Here is a 17,336-nt window from a genome sequence, read left to right as displayed (position 1 = left end):
ATGGCAGAAGTGAAGAAGATCGCTACCCGTGACAGCTACGGCAACACCCTGAAGGAGCTGGCCGCCGAGGGCCACGACGACCTGGTGGTGCTGGACGCTGACCTGGCTGCCGCCACCAAGACCGGCATGTTCCGTAAGGCGTACCCGGACCGTCACTTCGACTGCGGCATTGCCGAGGGCAACATGATGGGCGTGGCCGCAGGTCTGGCCACCATGGGTTATGTTCCCTTTGTTTCCAGCTTTGCCATGTTTGCCGCAGGCCGTGCCTTTGAGCAGATCCGCAACTCGATCGCCTACCCCCGCCTGAACGTCAAGATCGGTGCCACCCACGGCGGCATCTCTGTGGGCGAGGACGGCGCTTCCCACCAGTGCTGCGAGGACTTTGCCCTGATGCGCAGCCTGCCCGGTATGACCGTGATCTGCCCCGCAGACGATGTGGAGGCCCGCGCCGCTGTGCGTGCCGCTTACGCCATGCAGGGCCCTGTTTACCTGCGCTTTGGCCGTCTGGCTGTGCCTGTGTTCCACGATGAGGCCACCTACCACTTTGAGCTGGGCAAGGGCGAGCAGATCACCGAGGGCAGCGACATTGCCATCATCGCTACCGGCCTGATGGTCAACGAGGCCCGCCTGGCTGCCGAGCAGCTGGCTGCCGAGGGCATCCACGCCCGGGTCATCAACATCCACACCATCAAGCCTCTGGACGAGGAGATCGTCCTCAAGGCCGCCAAGGAGTGCGGCAAGGTCATCACCGCCGAGGAGCACAGCGTCATCGGCGGTCTGGGCGAGGCCGTCTGCGCCGTCCTGAGCGAGAAGCTGCCTACCCCTGTCCGCCGCGTGGGCGTGCAGGACAAGTTTGGCTGCTCCGGCCCCGCATGGGACCTGCTCAAGCTGTACGGTCTGGATGCAGCGACCATCTGCAAGACCGCTCACGAGATGCTGGGCTGATCCAGAAAGTCAATACCAATAAAAGCCGGTCGGCGTATGCCGACCGGCTTTTTGCGTGCAATTACCGTAAAAATTCGTGATTTTTCCGCACGATATCCGGGGAAACGTGCTGGCTGCTTGCACCCGGCGGCAAAGTGTGTTAAAGTGGGGCCAGATAAAATTTTGAGAGAAGGAGCACCGCTATGAAATACGATTTCACTTCCATCATGGACCGCCACGGCAAGGATGCCATTGCAGTGGATGGCCTTGGCACCGGCTTTGCCCCCGCCGCCCCCAAGGAGGGCTTTGATGCCATCCCCATGTGGGTGGCCGATATGAACTTCCCCACTGTGCCCACCATCCAGGAAGCCATCATCGAGCGCACCAACCACCCCGCGTTTGGCTACTTCAACCCCACCGATGAATACTTCGATTCCATCATCCGGTGGCAGGCAAAGCGCAACGGCGTGCAGGGCCTGACCAAGGAGTGCATCGGCTACGAGAACGGCGTGCTGGGCGGCGTGATCAGCGCCCTGAACTGCGTCTGCTCCAAGGGCGACAAGATCCTGATCCACAGCCCCACCTACATCGGCTTCACCATGAGCCTGAAGAACAACGGCTACGAGGCTGTCCACAGCCCGCTGGTCAAGGATGAAAACGGCGTGTGGCGGATGGACTTTGAGGACATGGAAAAGCACCTGAAAGAGGAAAAGATCCATGCCGCCATCATGTGCAACCCCCACAACCCCTGCGGCCGTGTGTGGGAGCGCTGGGAGCTGGAAAAGGCCATGGAGCTGTACAAGAAGTACGATGTGTATGTGGTCTCCGATGAGATCTGGTCGGACATCATCCTGAGCGGAAACAAGCACATCCCCACCCAGTCTGTGAGCGAGGATGCCCGCCAGCGCACCGCCGCTTTCTATGCACCCTCCAAGACCTTCAATCTGGCTGGTCTGGTGGGCAGCTACCATATCGTTTACAACAGCTGGTGGCGTGACCGCATGGAGAAGGAGTCCAGCCTGAGCCACTACAACATGATGAACGTTCTCTCCATGCACGCCCTGATCGGTGCTTACAAGCCCGAGGGCTACGAGTGGACCGACGAGCTCTGCGAGGTGCTGACCGGCAACATCGATTTTGCCTGCGATTACATCGAGAAGCATTTCGAGGGCGTGACTGTCTCCAAGCCGCAGGGCACCTACATGCTGTTCGTGGACTGCACCGACTGGTGCAAGGCCCACGGCAAGACCATTGAGGATGTGGAGCACGCCTGCTGGGATGTGGGCGCTGCCATCCAGGATGGCACCATGTTCTTTGGCCCCTGCCACCTGCGCATGAATCTGGCTTCTCCCCGTTCCCGCATCGAGGAGGCGTTCCACCGCATGGACAAGTACGTTTTTAACGCATGATCACTTAATCATAACAAAAAGTCCCGGCCAGAATGGCCGGGACTTTTTGCATCATTACGCTTGGTTCAGATCGAAATTGCCCACCAGCAGGTAGTAGAGCACCTCCACCACCAGCGCTGCCGAAAGCTGGGAAGGCAGCATATCGCTGGCAATGCGCTGGATACGGTTGGAGGCCAGCAGGGTATAGCTGGCGTGGCCTGCCAGCGCCGAGCGCTTGTCGCAGGTGATGAGGATGACCGGTGTGCCGTTCTTCCGGGCGGCACGGGCGGCTGTCTCCAACGCCTCGCAGCGGCCTGCGCTGGAAATGAGCAGCAGGGCATCTTTTGGGGTCAGTGCCGAAGAAAAAGACGGTGCCTTTTCCGGCACTGGGTTGATCGTGCAGCGCTTGCCCAGACTGCTCAGCTTGAGTGAGGCATCCATGGCAACGGGCAGGCTGCTGCTGTTGGCTTCGATCTGAATGATCTCTGCCGCCCGCAGAATGGACAGCACTTTTCTCAGCTGGACAAGGTTCAAGGCCTGAATGGTGGCCTGAACCTCCTCCTGACGGTTGTTCTGAAGATCGAGCAGGGCCTGATGCAGCGGGTCATTGGGGGGCCTTTTGCGGGCCTCCGTTTCCTGCTGCTCCAGCACATCCCGCGCAAGCTCCAGTTGGAATTTGCGGTAATTTGCGTAGCCGAGCTTGTGGCACAGCCGGGTGACCGTGGCTTCGGACGAGTGGCTGGCCTTTGCAAGCTCCGCAGAGGTGGCGACCGAGGCCCACTTTACATCTGCAAGAATGCAGTCCGCAATGCGCCGTTCGGCGCTGTAAAGCTGGAGCCCGGAGCACAGCTGGGTGACGACGCTTCCCGGGGAATCGTGCATAGCAATACCTCCCTGTGCGCGCTGTGCATTGGGCACAACGCACAGTACTCTGGGAATAGTATACCGGCTTTTTGGTGAAAAATCAATTGAATCTGGCAAGAAAATGCAGATCGTTCCAAAATAAACCGGGATTTCTTGGCGCGGGGTGCATCAAAACCGGCCTGTGTGTTGGGGGCGGCGTAATGGATCCTGCGAATTTTTCATGCAGGGTGCCGAAAGTGAAAAAAGGACTGCTCCGCTGGAGCAGTCCTTTTTACGTTTTGAGGGGCGGGAAGGTGCGATCAGCACCCTTCCTTTTCGGCCAGCTTCCGGCCCATGAGCACGCCCATGACGGAGGCCATCATCAGGCCGCGGGTCCAGCCGGAAGAGTCACCCAGGCAGTGCAGGCCCCGGATGTTGGTGTCGAGGTTCTCGTCCATCTTGACCTTGTTGGAGTAGAACTTCAGCTCGGGGCTGTAGAGCAGGGTCTCGTTGGCGGCAAAGCCGGGCACGACCATATCCAGCATCTTGATGAACTCGATGATGTTGGTCATGGCGCGGTAAGGCATGGCGGCGGTGATATCACCGGCTACGGCATCCTTCAGGGTGGGCTTGACGTTGGATTGCGCCAGCTCCTTGGGCCAGGTGCGCTTGCCGTCCAGAATGTCGCCGTAGCGCTGGACCAGGATGTGGCCCGCGCCCAGCATGTTGGTCAGCTCACCCACCTTCTGGGCGTAGGCGATGGGCTGGTTGAAGGGTTCGGTGAAGTTGTGGGACACCAGAATGGCCAGGTTGGTGTTCTCGCTCTTCTTCTCCTTGAAGCTGTGGCCATTGACCACGGCCAGGTCGTTGTCGTAGTTCTCCTGCGCCACAAAGCCGCCGGGGTTCTGGCAGAAGGTGCGCACCTTGTTCTTCCAGGGCTTGGGGTAGCCGATGAGTTTGGACTCGTACAGCACCTTGTTCACCTTTTCCATGACCTCGTTGCGGCACTCCACGCGCACGCCGATGTCAACGGTGCCGGGCTTGTGGGCGATGTGGTGCTCGGCGCAGATCTTCTCCAGCCAGTCGGCACCGCGGCGGCCCGTGCCGATGACCACAGTATCGGCATAAACGGCATGGGCTTCCTCGTCCTTGGGTCCCTTGATGAACACGCCCTTGCACTCCTCGTTCTCCAGGATGATGTTCTCGCACTCGGTGCTGAACAGCATCTCCACGCCGTTGTCGGCCAGATAGTTCTGGATGGCCAGATACAGCTGCTGGGCCTTCTCGGTGCCCAGATGACGGATGGGGCAGTCCACCAGCTTCAGGCCGGCGTGGATGGCGTTCTTGCGGATCTCCTTGATGTCCTCGCCGGTGTAGATGCCCTCCACATGGGGGTCGGCACCGAACTCCAGGTAGATCTTATCGGTGTAATGGATGAGCTCCTGTGCGAACTCCTCGCCGATCAGGCTGGGCAGGTCGCCGCCCACCTCATAGGAGAGGCTCAGCTTGCCGTCCGAGAACGCGCCTGCACCGGAGAAGCCGGTGGTGATGGCGCAGGTGGGGCGGCAGTTGACGCAATGGCCCAGCTCGGCCTTGGGGCAGTGGCGCTTTTCCACCGGCTTGCCCTTTTCCACCAGCAGGATCTTTTTCTTGCTGCCATGGCGCAGCAGCTCTACGGCGGTGAAGATGCCGGCCGGACCGGCACCCACAATGATCAGATCGTATTTTTCCATCTCTAGTTTTATCCTTTACTATTAGTTACAAACTCCCTCAGTCGCCTGTCGGCGACAGCTCCCTCGGAGAGGGAGCCTTTTCTCGGAGGGAAGCTTTATGGGGGTGGCCAAAGCCTCCCTCATGGAGGGAGGTGGCATCGCGCAGCGATGACGGAGGGAGTTTAATCCTCTTCCTGCTCCACTTCCGCGCTCTCATCCACATGATCCAGCTCCACGGCGGAGGCTTCCACATCGGCAGGAGCGATATCGGGGGCGATCACGCCGTCGCCGTTCAGGTCCTGACCGGTCAGGGATTCCAGCATGGACTGGGTCTCGGGGTGGAGCTTGGAAAAGCGGCGGATGGCCAGCACGGTGTACAGGGCACTGAGCAGGTTGATGGCACCCTCGATGATGAGGATGATGCCAATGGCCATGACCAGCGTCTCCATGGTGCCGAAGGGGTTCAGGATCATCACCACGCCCAGCACCACGCTGAGCACCGGCAGCAGCAGGAAGCCCTTCCAGCTGGGGTACTCACAGCGGCGCAGGTCCAGAGCGTTCTGGATGCGGCCCAGACTGTCGAAGATGACGAACAGGCCGAACACGATGGGCAGGATGCGCACCACGATGTCGCTGCGGAGGATCAGGAACGCGCCCAGGCCCAGGCAGATGATGCCCGAGATGAGGGTGAGCTGGCTCTGGAAGATGCCGCGCTCCACGGCAAAGTAGCGCACCAGCTGAACGGCGGCGCACACCAGCACCACGCCGCCCAGGGCGTAGCAGACCACGTTGAGGGCGGTGGAGGGACGCATGAGCAGGAAGATGCCCAGCCCCAGGTAGAGCACGCTCATCAGGATCAGATTCCATTTCAACTTCTTTGCCATAAAAGGTCACGTTCCTTTCTTGTGTCGGACAGGTTTTGAAACGGTTTACTGTGCAGCGGCAGCGTTGTCGTACATGGGCTCGATGATCTTTTTGTCCAGGCGGGCAAAGAAGATAAAGCTCAGGCTCACGCTGGCCAGCTCTGCAATGACGAAGGACCACCACACCATATTCACATTGCCGGTCTTACTCAGCAGCCAGGCGGCGGGCAGCAGGACCACCAGCTGGCGGCAGACCGAGATGATCAGGCTGAACATGCCGTTGCCCAGCGCCTGGAAGGTGGAGGACAGGATGATGCTCATGCCGGCCAGCAGGAAGTGGAAGCAGATGATGCGCAGGGCGGGCTTGCCGATGGCCAGCATGGCCTCGCTGGCGGAGAACAGGCCCAGCAGCTTGTCGGGCAGGAACTGGAACAGCAGGAAGCCGACCAGCATGATGGCCTCGGCATAGAACATGGCGCACTTGATGGTCTTTTTGACGCGGTCGGGCTTGCGGGCACCGTAGTTGTAGCCGATGATGGGCACCATGCCGTTGTTCATGCCGAAGATGGGCATGAAAACGAAGCTCTGCAGCTTGAAGTAAACGCCGAACACGGCCACGGCGGTGGCGGTAAAGGCCATCAGGATCTGGTTCATCAGGAAGGTCATCACGCTGCCCACGCACTGCATGGCGATGCTGGGCAGGCCGACAACGTAGATCCGCTTGATGGCTTCGGCGCTGGGGCGGAAGCCCTTGAAATCCAGCTGGATATCGGGGTTCTTGCGGAGGTTGAGGTAAAAGGAGACCCCTGCGCCGCAGAACTGGCCGATGACGGTGGCCAAGGCTGCACCGGTGGTGCCGGACAGGGCCTCGCCGCAGTAGCCGAAGATGAAGATGGGGTCAAGGATGATGTTGACGACGGCACCCACCAGCTGGCTGATCATGCTCAGGGTGGTGCGGCTGGTAGCGGCCAGCAGTTTCTCGTTCATCACCTGCATGAACATGCCCAGGCTGAGCACGCAGCAGATGGTCAGGTAGCGGATGCCCTGCTCGGCGATGTCGGCATCGGCGGTCTGGGCGTAGAAGTAGGGGCGCACAGCGGTCAGGCCCAGCACCAGAAAGACCAGGTAGCTGCACAGCGCCAGGAACAGGCCGTTCTCGGCGGTCTTGTTGGCGCGGTACTGGTTCTTTTCGCCCAGGCTCTTGGAGAGCAGGGCGTTGACACCCACGCCGGTGCCGATGCCCACGGCGAACATCAGGTTCTGCAGCGAAAAGGCCAGAGAGACGGCGGTCAGAGCGTTCTCACTGACACGGGCGACAAAGATCGAGTCCACCACGTTGTACAGTGCCTGCACCAGCATGGAGATCATCATCGGGATGCTGAGCTTGATCAGCAGCGGGTTGACATCCATGGTGCCCATGATATTTTCGGGTTCGGAAAGATTGAGCTGTTTGTTTTCCACGATTTCTCCTTTTGACGTTGAATGATAGAGGAAGGCTCCTCCCTGCATCTGCTGGCGGCGGTCGTTGCCGTTGCCCAAAACGTGGGCAGAGCACAAATGCGCCCTGCCCACGAAGCAGCATTGTTTTTTGGGCCGTCCGGCCCGGCGGGGATCACTCAGCCATGGTCTTTTCCTTGGCGGCGACAGCGTCCAGGATCATCTTGACGCAGGTCTCGCGGCCCAGGGCGGCGTTGATGGCCAGATCGTAGTTGTGGGCATCGCCCCAGCGGTTCTGGGTGTAGTAGTTGTAGTAGGCAGCACGGTTGCGGTCGGTCTTTTCGATCTCTTCCTTGATGCCCTTCTCGTCGTGTGCCTTGACCAACGGGTCGGTCTTGGCCAGCTCACGCCGCCATTCCACCGGTGCGTAGATGAACACGCGCAGCACATCCTTGCGCTCCCGCAGCACATAGTCACCGCAGCGGCCCAGAATGACGCAGGGGCCTTCCTCGGCCAGCTGCTTGATGATGCGGCTCTGCAGGATGAACACCTGATCGCCCAGCGGGAGCTCGTTGCCCATGGTATACAGGCTGTACAGCAGGCTGTGGGTGCGGCGTTTTTCGCTGGCGGCTACGGCTTCCTCCGAGAGGCCGGAATGCTTTGCGGCCATGGTGATCAGCTCCTTGTCGTAGAGCTTGATGCCCAGTGCGTTTGCAACATCTTCTGCGATATAGTTGCCGCCGGTGCAGTACTCACGTCCAATGGTGATGATCGTTTTTGCCATAATGTGTTCCTCCCTATGTTGTGGTTTCTATCCCGAAAAGCGCTTTGCGCTGCCGGCTCAGAGGCCGGGCTGCACGGTGCTTGGGTCCTGTTGGGGTGCGGCAGGCTCTGCCGCGGGCTTGGGGGGCGCGGGGAGACGGACTTCCGCCACCCGCATCCGCCCGGTCTGGTCCACCGCGTACACGCTGCAGCGGCCGCCTGCGGCCAGCTGTTCGGGCGGGAAGAGCAGCCCGCCCTCGGGCGTGCGCTCCATCCGGCGGAAGGTGCGGTGGGCGGTGGTGGCGTGGGCCACACCATCGTGGACAGCATAGGCCGCCCAGCCGGAAAAATCCTCCGGCAGCGGATCCTGCTGGCCCCGCTGCTCAAAGAAATAGCTGTCATCCTCGGCGCGGGTCAGGTCGCACCGCACCCGGTTGGGCAGGTCGGCGGCCACTTCCCGCTGCTTGGGCCGCAGGGCAATGGCCCGGCCCGTGAAGTATCGCATAAAATCCGCCAGCGCCATGGTGCAGTTCACGGCACCGTCGCTGTCGGCAGTGGGGTCGTTCAGCAGCACGAAATCCGCCAGAACGGCATCATCGTGCCCGAAGCCCCGCAGGCCCATCCAGACCCCCACGGGGTCACGCTGGCCCCGGACGCGGCGCTCCACCCGGACTGCGATGGAGCAGTCATCGTGGATCTGGGCGCGCAGGTCGGCCAGATCCATCCAGGCCTGCCAGCAGGGGTAGCCGCAGCAGCCCGCCGCCGCAGCCGCAAAGGCGGCATTGCCGGTGGAGCTGGTGGCTTTGTCCTCCATGGCGTAGGCAACTTCCTCGGGCAGGATATCCTCGCCGTAGCGGTTCATCAGGGCCGCCATCACAAGGGGCAGGTCCATCTCCCGGCCAAAGCTGGGGTCGTGGGCGCTCAGGCAGTATTCCGGCAGGTAGAGCCGCCGGTTCAGCGGGTGGCCGTTGTGCTTCTCCCAGGCAAGGGGGCGCACAGCGGCGGCCAGCAGCCGGACAGCCGGGGTTGCCTTGTCATCGTTGGTGGAAAGGTTCACCTGCAGCTGGATGCCGGTGCCGCCGCCCGGCGTGGCAACGGTGACGGTGTCCCCCATCAGGAACACCAGCCCGTCGTCGCTCTGGGCTTTGATGCTGCAGCGGGGGTAATCCGGTGCCCACTTGCCAAAGCTGAGCCAGCCAGTCCAGGTGTTCCCGGCATAGACCCGGCAGCGCACCTCGACCATGGTGTTGTGGGGGGCGCTGGCGTTCCAGCTGACATTCAGGTTGCAGAAGGCCGGCATGGCGAACTCCGGGGTGGTATAGCTGCCGTAGGGCAGGTAGCGGCCGGCGGAGGAATCCAGCACCACCGCGCCGCTTTCCAGCGCCACATTGTCCAGTGCGCCCCGGGAGAAGGTCTCGGTGCCGTGCAGCACCAGATTGTTCCGTTGTTCCATCCGCACTTCTCTCCTTTGCGCGCTGTGGACGGCGCAGTGTTATTCTTCGGGGGTGTCCTGGCCGCGCTCGGCGCGCAGCTCTTTTTCCAGCTGGGCATCGTGGAGCTTCTGGATGCTCTCCTCAATGTGGAACACCCGGTTCAGGTCGCCGTAGACGATCTGGCAGCAGATCTCGCACTGGAACCAGAAGCCGAACACCAGCATCAGCAGCAGGCCCAGCGGCATGCACAGGATCACCAGGCCCCAGAACAGGATGGTGACCAGCGCCGCGGCCAGCGCGTGGGGCAGGAACGCGATCATGCAGTTCAGGCTGTTTTTCAATGTCAGGCGCAGGGGCTGATCCAGCAGCACGATCTGGGGCCACATGTAGGAAAACAGCATGTGGAACAGCACAAGGTTCAGCACCGTGGCCACCCACATGGGAACGCCCACGTTGGTGCCGTGGTACAGCATGTTGAAGCAGAAATAGACCAGGAAGATCTGCACCGTGACGACCACGCAGTGCAGGATGCCGGGCAGGATGCTGGCCTTGAAGTTCTGCCGGAAGGCCCGGCGGTAGGTCGTCCACCAGTAACCGGCCTCGTCACGCAGGGCACGCAGCACCGTGTCGTACATGCCGGCCAGCGCGGGGCCTGCAAGGATGCCACCCGCAATGGCGCTGACGATCATCACGGTCAGGTTGTTCATCAGGAAGCCGATGTACACCAGGCAGATCACCGGCAGAAAGCCGATGCAGGTGAGCAGGTTTGCAAGGAACATGCCGCTCATATCGCGGCCCACCAGCTCAAAAAAGCGGCCTATGCCCGTTTTGCGGGGCGTGTCCTTTTCAACGCCCGGCCCGTCCTTGAAATCTTTAGAAGAAGGAAATAAACCCATTTGTTCCGGAATACCTCTCTTTTGTAATGGGCAGCAATGCCATTGTGCTACCTTTCTGCTTATAAATATACCCGGATTTTGTGGATTTTGCAAGCTAAAAAGCACGTATTTGTAAAAAAAGTGTGTTCTCTCCCATTTTGCCCCAAAGTATGTTACAATGATACTGGCCTTTTGGGCCGGAAGGAGGAAAGGAATTTGAGCATTTTACGCACCATTGCGTTATTCGTTTATCTGTTTGGCTATATGATCGTGCACTATGCCACCCTGCGCCGGGCCGAGCGTGCCCTGGCTGCTGGGGATCTGGATACGGTGGAGCAGATCGTCAAGGCCAACATCCCCCGCTGGAGCCGGGGCATCCTGCATGTCACGGGGGCCCGGATGACGGTGGAAGGGCGGGAGAATATCCCGGCGGGGCCCTGCGTGTTCGTGGGCAACCACCGCAGCTACTATGATATCCCCATCCTGCTGACCGCGCTGGACGCGCCCCACGGCATTCTGGCAAAGGAGGAGCTGGAAAAGATCCCCCTGCTCAACCGCTGGATGAAGCTGCTGGGCTGTGTGTTCGTCAAGCGGGATGACATCCGCGCTTCCGTCAAGGCCCTGAACGATGCCACCGCCATCGTGGAGAGCGGCCGGAGCTTCGTCATCTTCCCTGAGGGTACCCGCTACAAGGGCGAAGAGGGCGGCGCGGGCGAGTTCAAGGCCGGTGCCTTCCGCATTGCCATCAAGACGGGGGTGCCCGTGGTGCCGGTGGCCATCTCCGGTGCGCGGGGCCTGTTTGAGGGCCACGGCCTGCGGGCCACACCCGGCGATATCCGGGTGCGCATCCTGCCCGCCATCCAGACCGCAGGCATGAGCAAGGCTGAACAGAAGCAGCTGCCCGATGCCGTGCGCCAGACCATTCTGGCCCAACTGTGAGGAGAACTATGGCAAGCTATCGTTACGAGCGGGACATCGACCCCGCAGACCTTGCCCCGCGGGCGGAAAAACAGTATACCCGCAAAGAGCGCTGGGCCAACTGGTGGGATTATAACCTCAAGTGGGTCCTCCTGATCGGCATTGCGGCGGCTTTTGTGGCATACAGCTTCATCGGGCAGTATTTCTTTACCACCAAGCCCGATTATAATGTGGCGGTGGTGGCCCCCTGCTACCTGCCGGATGACACCGTGACCGCCCTGCAGGAGCAGCTGGCCCAGTACGGCGAGGACCTGAACGGTGACGGCAAAACGGTCGTGACCCTGAATGTCTACACGCTGGATTATTCTGCCGGGGATACCCAGACCGAGAGCGATGCCTACCTGACCATGGCGGGCACCACCAAGCTGGCCACGGATGTGGCGGGCGGCCTGAGCTCGGTGTTCCTGCTGTATGACCCGGCAGGCTTTCAGGAGAGCACCGGCTCCCTGCGGTATCTGGACGGCACCCTGCCCGAGGCCGGAAGCGACAGCGACTGGTGGAACATGGTCTACCGCTGGACGGACTGCCCGGTGCTGGCCGGGCTGGACCTGGGCGAGTACCGGGCCGACACCACCCACGCCCAGGGCGGCGACAGCCAGACCTATCTCGCGGATTTCTATGTCGGGATGCGCGGGGCCTGGAACACCGGCACCGAGGAGAACCTTGCGGGCGGCGAGGAGCTCTGGCAGGCACTGACCGCCGGGGCAGTCTCCACCGTGGAAGCGGAGGGGTGAGCCGATGAGGTTTCGCCTCCTGCGCCGGGAAAAAGGCGCGCCCCGCCGCCCGGCCCCCGCGCCGGAGCCGCCTGCCGCGGCTGTTCCGCCCCGTGCCGCTGAGCTGGAAAACCCCTATGGGAGATACTATGGAACGGCGCGGAGCCGGGAAGATCTGAAACGCTGAAGAGGTGCTGCCACGGGCGGCACCTCTTCAATTCTATTCGCTTTTTGCAGGTGCTAGTTGAAAAGTTATCCACCCTGAAACCGCGCGCCCTTTGTTGTTTCCGTGTCCGAGTTATGGTATACTAATCCAGTATCACGAAATGCAAAGGATGTGGAATGATGGACGCACTGGAACAGGCCCGCCGGGAGATCGACACGGTGGATGCCCAGCTGGCTGCCCTGTTTGAGCGGCGGATGAAGGCGGTGCTCAGCGTGGCGGAATACAAAAAGGCCCACGGCCTGCCCATCTTTGATGCCGCCCGCGAAAAGGTGGTGCTGGACAAGGCCGAAGCACGGATCGGGGACCCGGCCCTGCGCCCCTATTACCGGGATCATGTGCAGAACATGATGGACGTGGCCAAGCAGTACGAGGCTGAGGTGCTGGGCCGCAACCGCGCCGCCTATCAGGGCGTGGAGGGTGCCTTTGCCCACATCGCGCTCCGGGCGCTCTTTCCCCATGCCGAGGCCGTGAGCTGCCCCACCTGGGATGAGGTGTTCGATGCCGTGGAGAAGGGCGATGCCGCCCACGGCGTGGTGCCCTTTGAGAACAGCCACGCGGGGGATGTGTCGGCGGTGCTGGACCTGTGTTACAACCACCCCGGGCTGTGGGTGGTGGATGTCTACGACCTGCCCATCTCCCAGAACCTGCTGGTGCTGCCCGGCACCCAGCTTTCCGACCTGACCCGTGTGTACAGCCACCAGCAGGCCATTGCCCAGAGCGAGACCTTCCTGAAGCAGTTCGGCCTGCCCGCCACGGCCATGCCCAACACGGCCATGGCGGCAAAGTTTGTGGCGGAGAGCGGCGACCGGACCAGGGCGGCCATTGCCAGCGTGGAGACTGCCGCCCTGTACGGGCTGGAGGTGCTGGTGCCCAGCATCAACACCGACGGCGACAACACCACCCGCTTCATCGTCCTCAGCCGCGAAAAGCCCACGGCGGGCAACCGGTTCTCCCTGCTGTTCACACTGGACAACAAGCCCGGCAAGCTGGCCGAGGTCATTCAGGTCATCGGTGCCAGCGGCTACGATATGGAGTCCATCAAGAGCCGCCCGCTGCCCCACGTCCCCTTTGATTATTATTTTTATGTCGAGCTGGTGGGAGACCCCGCCGCCGAAAAGACCGCCGCGCTGCTGCGCGAGCTGAATCATGTCTGCCGCACGGTACGGCTGTTAGGAGTGTATACGAAATGAGCGATTTCATCGGGACAAAGCTCACCATGAATCTGGGCGAGCGCAGTTATGATATCATCCTGAAAAACGGTGCACTGGAAAACCTGTACCAGTTTGCCCGGCTGGACCGCAAGGTGGCCGTTGTCACCGACAGCGGTGTGCCTGCCGAGTATGCCCAGCGCGTGGCCGACCAGTGCCGGGAATCCACCATCATCACGGTGCCGCAGGGAGAGGCCAGCAAGAGCTTCAAGGTTCTGGAAACGGTGCTCCGGCAGATGCTGGAGTTCAACATGGGCCGCGGCGACCTGGTGGTGGCCGTGGGCGGCGGCGTGGTCGGGGATCTGGCCGGATTTGCCGCTGCCATCTACATGCGGGGCATCGATTTTATCAACTGCCCCACCACCACCCTTTCCATGATCGATTCCTCCATCGGCGGCAAGACCGCTGTGGATCTGGGGGATACCAAGAACATCGTGGGCGCGTTCTGGCAGCCCAAGCTGGTCATCGTGGACCCGGCCACCCTTTCCACCCTGCCCCGCCGCCACTACATCAACGGCCTGGCGGAGGCGGTCAAGGCGGGCCTGCTGGCGGACCCCGAGCTGTTCGCCATCTTTGAAAAGGGCGATATCGACACCCAGATCAGCGAGATCATCTACCGCAGCCTGCGGTTCAAGAAGAACGTTGTGGAGCAGGATGAGACCGAGCGCGGGATGCGCAAGGCCCTGAACTTCGGCCACACCATCGGCCACGGCATCGAGGCCGTCAAGGGCATCAAGGGCCGCCGCACCGTGGGCCTGTTCCACGGCGAGTGCGTGGCGTTGGGGATGCTGCCCATGATCGAATCCAAGGCGCTGCAGAAGCGGGTGCGGGCGGTCTACCGCCGCATCGGCCTGCCCACCCGCACCACCTATAACAAGGAAAAGGTGCTGGCCGAGATGCTGCACGATAAAAAGGCCCAGGGCGGCCAGATCACGGTGATCAAGGTGCCGGGTCTGGGCTGCTGGCGGGCCGAGACCATCCCCGTGGAGGGCCTGCGCCCCCTGCTGGGTGTGGAGGAGTAAGCCATGAAAAACACCTTTGGCAGCGACCTTTCGCTGACCATTTTTGGCGAGAGCCACGGCAGGGCTGTCGGCGCGGTGCTGGACGGCATGGCGGCGGGCGTGCCCGTGGAGGAAGCCTTTCTTGCTGCCTGCATGGACAAGCGCCGTGCCCGGGGCGACGGCCTTTCCACCCCCCGTGTGGAGGGGGATGCGGTGCAGTTCTTGTCCGGCGTGGTCAACGGCCGCACCACCGGCACCGCCATTGCCCTGATGATCGAAAACCAGAACACCCGCAGCGGCGACTATGCCAAAACAGCTGACCTGCTGCGGCCCGGCCATGCGGATTACACCGCCTACGCCAAGTACCACGGCTATCAGGATGCCCGGGGCGGCGGCCACTTTTCGGGCCGCGTCACCGCCGCACTGGTGGCGGGCGGCGCTCTGGTGCTGGGAGCCCTGAACCGGGCCGGGATCGAGATCGTGACGCACATCGGGCGGTGTGCCGGGATCGGCGATGCCCCCTTTGCGCTGGACGATCCCGCCGCGCTGGCGGCGCAGGCCGAGGCACTGCTGAATCAGTCCGAGGGCTTTGCCCTGCTGGACGGCAGTGTGGAAGAACCCATGAAGGCCGCCATCCGTGCCGCCGGTGCCGAGGGCGACAGCGTGGGCGGCGTGCTGGAGACCGCCATTCTGGGCCTGCCCGCAGGCGTGGGCGAACCCTATTTCGACAGTGTGGAGAGCAAGCTCGCTCACCTGGCCTTCTCCATCCCGGCGGTCAAGGGCATCGAGTTCGGCTCCGGCTTCGGCTTTGCGGACCAGAAGGGCTCGGAGGCCAACGATGCCTTCCGGATGCAGGGGGAGCGCATCGTCACCGCCACCAACCACAATGCGGGCCTGAACGGCGGCATCTCCAACGGGATGCCCGTGGTGTTCCGCACGGCGGTCAAGCCCACCCCCAGCATCTACAAAACGCAGGACACGGTGGACTATATCGCAAAGAAGGACGCGGAGCTGTCCATTCAGGGCCGCCACGACCCCTGCATCGTGCCCCGGGCCGCCATTGTGCAGACCTGCGCCGCCGCGCTGGCCGTGGGCGACCTGCTCACCGCAAAATACGGCATGGCCTGGATGGAGGACCCCACCGGCTACCGCAAGGAGGTGCTGTAAATGGAATACGGACTCATCGGCGGGCGGCTGGGCCACTCCTACTCCAAGGTCATCCACGAGATGCTCTGCGGCTACCGGTACGACCTGTGCCCCCTGCCCACGGAAGAGGAAGTCCGGGCCTTTATGACCCGGCGGCAGTTCAGGGCCATCAATGTTACCATCCCCTATAAGCTGGTGGTCATGGAGTACTGCTCCTACATCGACCCCCACGCCAGGGCCATCAACGCCGTGAACACCATCGTCAACAGGAACGGCCTGCTCTACGGCTACAACACCGATTACCCCGGCTTCTCCTACCTGTGCGATGCACACGGGGTGGAGTTCAGGGACAGGACCGTGCTCATTCTGGGCACCGGCGGCACCCACAACACCACCTGGGCCGTGGCCCATGACCGGGGCGCGAAACAGATCTATACCGTCAGCCGCCATCCCGACCCCGAAAAGGGAGAGCTGACTTATGCTCAGGCCCTGACCACCGGGGCGCAGATCATCATCAACACCACGCCGGTGGGCATGTACCCCAATGTGGGCGTGAGCGCCCTGGATATCACCTCCATGCCCGGGCTGGAAGCCGTGATCGATGTCATCTATAATCCCGATAAGACCGAGCTCATCCTCCGGGCCGAGGAGCTGGGGGTGCCCATTGCCGTCGGCGGCCTGGAAATGCTGGTGGCGCAGGCAGTGTACGCGGCAGAATTTTTCCTCGACCGCAAGTTTGAGGATGCCGGTGCCGAGATCGCCCGTGTGACCAGCGAGCTGCGGCGGGAACAGCTGAACATTGCCCTCATCGGGATGCCCTCCTCGGGCAAATCCACCCTGGGCCGAGCTCTGGCGGAACGGCTGGGCAAGCGGTTCGTGGATCTGGACGAGGAGATCGTCAAGGCCGACGGCCGGAGCATCCCGGACATCTTTGCCGCTGAGGGGGAGGCAGGCTTCCGGAAGCTGGAGGCCGCGCAGACCGCCCGCTTTGCCAGGGAGAACCGGCAGGTCATCTCCTGCGGCGGCGGCGTGGTCAAAGACCCGGCAAACCTCCGGGCGCTCCACGCCAACGGCATCGTGCTCTTTATCGACCGGCCGCTGGAAGATCTGCTGGTGGGCGGCGGCAGACCCCTTTCCACCAGCCCTGAGGCCCTGAAAACCATGGAAGCCCAGCGCCGTCCGCTCTATCTGGCGGCAGCGGATGCTGTGATCCCCAACAAGACCACCCCTGCGGATGCCGTGACGGCGGCAATGGAGGCGCTGGATGAAATTTTTAGTCATTAACGGTCCCAACCTCAACCTGACCCAGTTCACGGAGCCGGGCATGGAGGGGCAGATCGATTTCAATACACTGCTGGATTATATCGAGGCGGGCTGTGCCCAGATGGATGTTCAGGTGGACTTTTTTCAGTCCAACCACGAGGGCGACCTCATCGATGAGATCCAGTCGGCGGCAGGCCGGGCTGATGGCATCATCCTCAACCCGGGCGGCTACGCCTATTACAGCGTGGCCATTCTGGAAGCGCTGCAGGTGTGCGGCGTGCCCGCCGTGGAAGTGATGCTGGCCGACCCCAGCGGCAAGGAGCCCTTCCGCAGCGTGGACGTGGTCTCCTTTGGCTGTCAGGGACGCTTTGCAGGCGAGGGGGTCAGCGGATATCTCCATGCCTGCGCCTACCTTGTGCAGCTGCTCCGGCTGGATGGCGGCGCGCAGACGCACCTGGTGCAGTAACAACCCTCTCAGTCTCGCATTCGCTCGCCAGCTCCCCCGAAGGGGGAGCCCTTGGCAAGTAGGGCAGGCTGTGCAGCAAAACGGAAAGCATAGAGACA

17 protein-coding genes are annotated in these 17,336 nt (G+C 62.1%); 10 read left to right on the top strand and 7 right to left on the bottom strand.

Annotation, left to right across the window (positions count from 1 at the left end):
* Both D3F01_RS05300 and D3F01_RS05295 read left to right on the top strand, forming a co-directional pair.
* The gene (locus D3F01_RS05300) at positions 1–945 is read left to right on the top strand and encodes a transketolase family protein (protein WP_097772995.1); all 945 of its coding nucleotides are present in this window, start codon (positions 1–3) and stop codon (positions 943–945) included.
* A gap of 182 nt (positions 946–1,127) precedes the next feature.
* Positions 1,128–2,333: an aminotransferase class I/II-fold pyridoxal phosphate-dependent enzyme gene (locus tag D3F01_RS05295; protein ID WP_005928475.1), complete on the top strand. Its 1,206-nt coding sequence runs from the start codon at positions 1,128–1,130 to the stop codon at positions 2,331–2,333.
* Positions 2,334–2,387: 54 nt separating this feature from the next.
* On the opposite strand, the gene D3F01_RS05290 is transcribed toward D3F01_RS05295, so the two are convergent.
* The 7 genes from D3F01_RS05290 to D3F01_RS05260 all read right to left on the bottom strand — a co-directional run bounded on the left by D3F01_RS05290 (position 2,388) and on the right by D3F01_RS05260 (position 10,258).
* Entirely contained in the window at positions 2,388–3,194 is an 807-nt protein-coding gene (locus tag D3F01_RS05290) for a MurR/RpiR family transcriptional regulator (protein ID WP_242886513.1), read from the bottom strand.
* A 281-nt stretch (positions 3,195–3,475) separates the two neighbouring features.
* Positions 3,476–4,888 carry an FAD-dependent protein gene (locus tag D3F01_RS05285; protein ID WP_005928470.1) on the bottom strand — a complete coding sequence of 471 codons (1,413 nt, stop codon included), beginning with the start codon at positions 4,886–4,888 and terminating at the stop codon, positions 3,476–3,478.
* A 161-nt stretch (positions 4,889–5,049) separates the two neighbouring features.
* Positions 5,050–5,751 (bottom strand): DUF308 domain-containing protein, encoded by a 702-nt coding sequence (locus tag D3F01_RS05280; protein WP_097769757.1) that lies wholly within the window; start codon positions 5,749–5,751, stop codon positions 5,050–5,052.
* 45 nt (positions 5,752–5,796) lie between these two features.
* The gene (locus D3F01_RS05275; protein WP_242886510.1) at positions 5,797–7,191 is read right to left on the bottom strand and encodes an MATE family efflux transporter; all 1,395 of its coding nucleotides are present in this window, start codon (positions 7,189–7,191) and stop codon (positions 5,797–5,799) included.
* A 151-nt stretch (positions 7,192–7,342) separates the two neighbouring features.
* Positions 7,343–7,951 carry a cytidylate kinase-like family protein gene (locus D3F01_RS05270; protein ID WP_097769755.1) on the bottom strand — a complete coding sequence of 203 codons (609 nt, stop codon included), beginning with the start codon at positions 7,949–7,951 and terminating at the stop codon, positions 7,343–7,345.
* 57 nt (positions 7,952–8,008) lie between these two features.
* Positions 8,009–9,382, bottom strand: coding sequence for a hypothetical protein (locus tag D3F01_RS05265; RefSeq protein ID WP_242886508.1), 1,374 nt, complete (start codon positions 9,380–9,382; stop codon positions 8,009–8,011).
* 39 nt (positions 9,383–9,421) lie between these two features.
* Positions 9,422–10,258 carry a DUF624 domain-containing protein gene (locus tag D3F01_RS05260; RefSeq protein ID WP_242886505.1) on the bottom strand — a complete coding sequence of 279 codons (837 nt, stop codon included), beginning with the start codon at positions 10,256–10,258 and terminating at the stop codon, positions 9,422–9,424.
* Between the two features lie 195 nt (positions 10,259–10,453).
* Here D3F01_RS05260 and D3F01_RS05255 point away from each other — a divergent pair, with 195 nt between their 5' ends.
* The 8 genes from D3F01_RS05255 (at position 10,454) to D3F01_RS05220 (ending at position 17,238) form a co-directional block, all read left to right on the top strand.
* A complete protein-coding gene (locus D3F01_RS05255) occupies positions 10,454–11,176 on the top strand; it encodes a lysophospholipid acyltransferase family protein (RefSeq protein WP_117534581.1) in 723 nt (240 codons plus the stop codon).
* A gap of 8 nt (positions 11,177–11,184) precedes the next feature.
* The gene (locus D3F01_RS05250; RefSeq protein ID WP_242886502.1) at positions 11,185–11,949 is read left to right on the top strand and encodes a hypothetical protein; all 765 of its coding nucleotides are present in this window, start codon (positions 11,185–11,187) and stop codon (positions 11,947–11,949) included.
* Between the two features lie 4 nt (positions 11,950–11,953).
* A complete protein-coding gene (locus D3F01_RS05245) occupies positions 11,954–12,115 on the top strand; it encodes a hypothetical protein (RefSeq protein WP_173016467.1) in 162 nt (53 codons plus the stop codon).
* Between the two features lie 158 nt (positions 12,116–12,273).
* Positions 12,274–13,344: a chorismate mutase gene (locus tag D3F01_RS05240; protein WP_117535434.1), complete on the top strand. Its 1,071-nt coding sequence runs from the start codon at positions 12,274–12,276 to the stop codon at positions 13,342–13,344.
* Positions 13,341–14,384 carry a 3-dehydroquinate synthase gene (aroB, locus tag D3F01_RS05235; protein ID WP_117505689.1) on the top strand — a complete coding sequence of 348 codons (1,044 nt, stop codon included), beginning with the start codon at positions 13,341–13,343 and terminating at the stop codon, positions 14,382–14,384. The genes D3F01_RS05240 and aroB overlap by 4 nt, the downstream gene beginning before the upstream one ends.
* A gap of 3 nt (positions 14,385–14,387) precedes the next feature.
* The gene (gene aroC, locus D3F01_RS05230) at positions 14,388–15,530 is read left to right on the top strand and encodes a chorismate synthase (protein WP_242886500.1); all 1,143 of its coding nucleotides are present in this window, start codon (positions 14,388–14,390) and stop codon (positions 15,528–15,530) included.
* Positions 15,531–16,793 carry a shikimate kinase gene (locus D3F01_RS05225; RefSeq protein WP_242886497.1) on the top strand — a complete coding sequence of 421 codons (1,263 nt, stop codon included), beginning with the start codon at positions 15,531–15,533 and terminating at the stop codon, positions 16,791–16,793.
* Complete coding sequence (locus D3F01_RS05220; protein WP_005928431.1) at positions 16,774–17,238, top strand: type II 3-dehydroquinate dehydratase; 465 nt, start codon at positions 16,774–16,776, stop codon at positions 17,236–17,238. Before D3F01_RS05225 ends, D3F01_RS05220 begins: the two co-directional genes overlap by 20 nt.
* The last annotated feature ends 98 nt before the right edge of the window (positions 17,239–17,336 follow it).

It is taken from the genome of Faecalibacterium sp. BCRC 81149, assembly GCF_022750605.1.
Taxonomy (GTDB): domain Bacteria; phylum Bacillota; class Clostridia; order Oscillospirales; family Ruminococcaceae; genus Faecalibacterium; species Faecalibacterium duncaniae.
The sequence above is the reverse complement of the archived record's forward strand: the minus strand, read 5'-3'. Positions and strand labels throughout refer to the sequence as shown.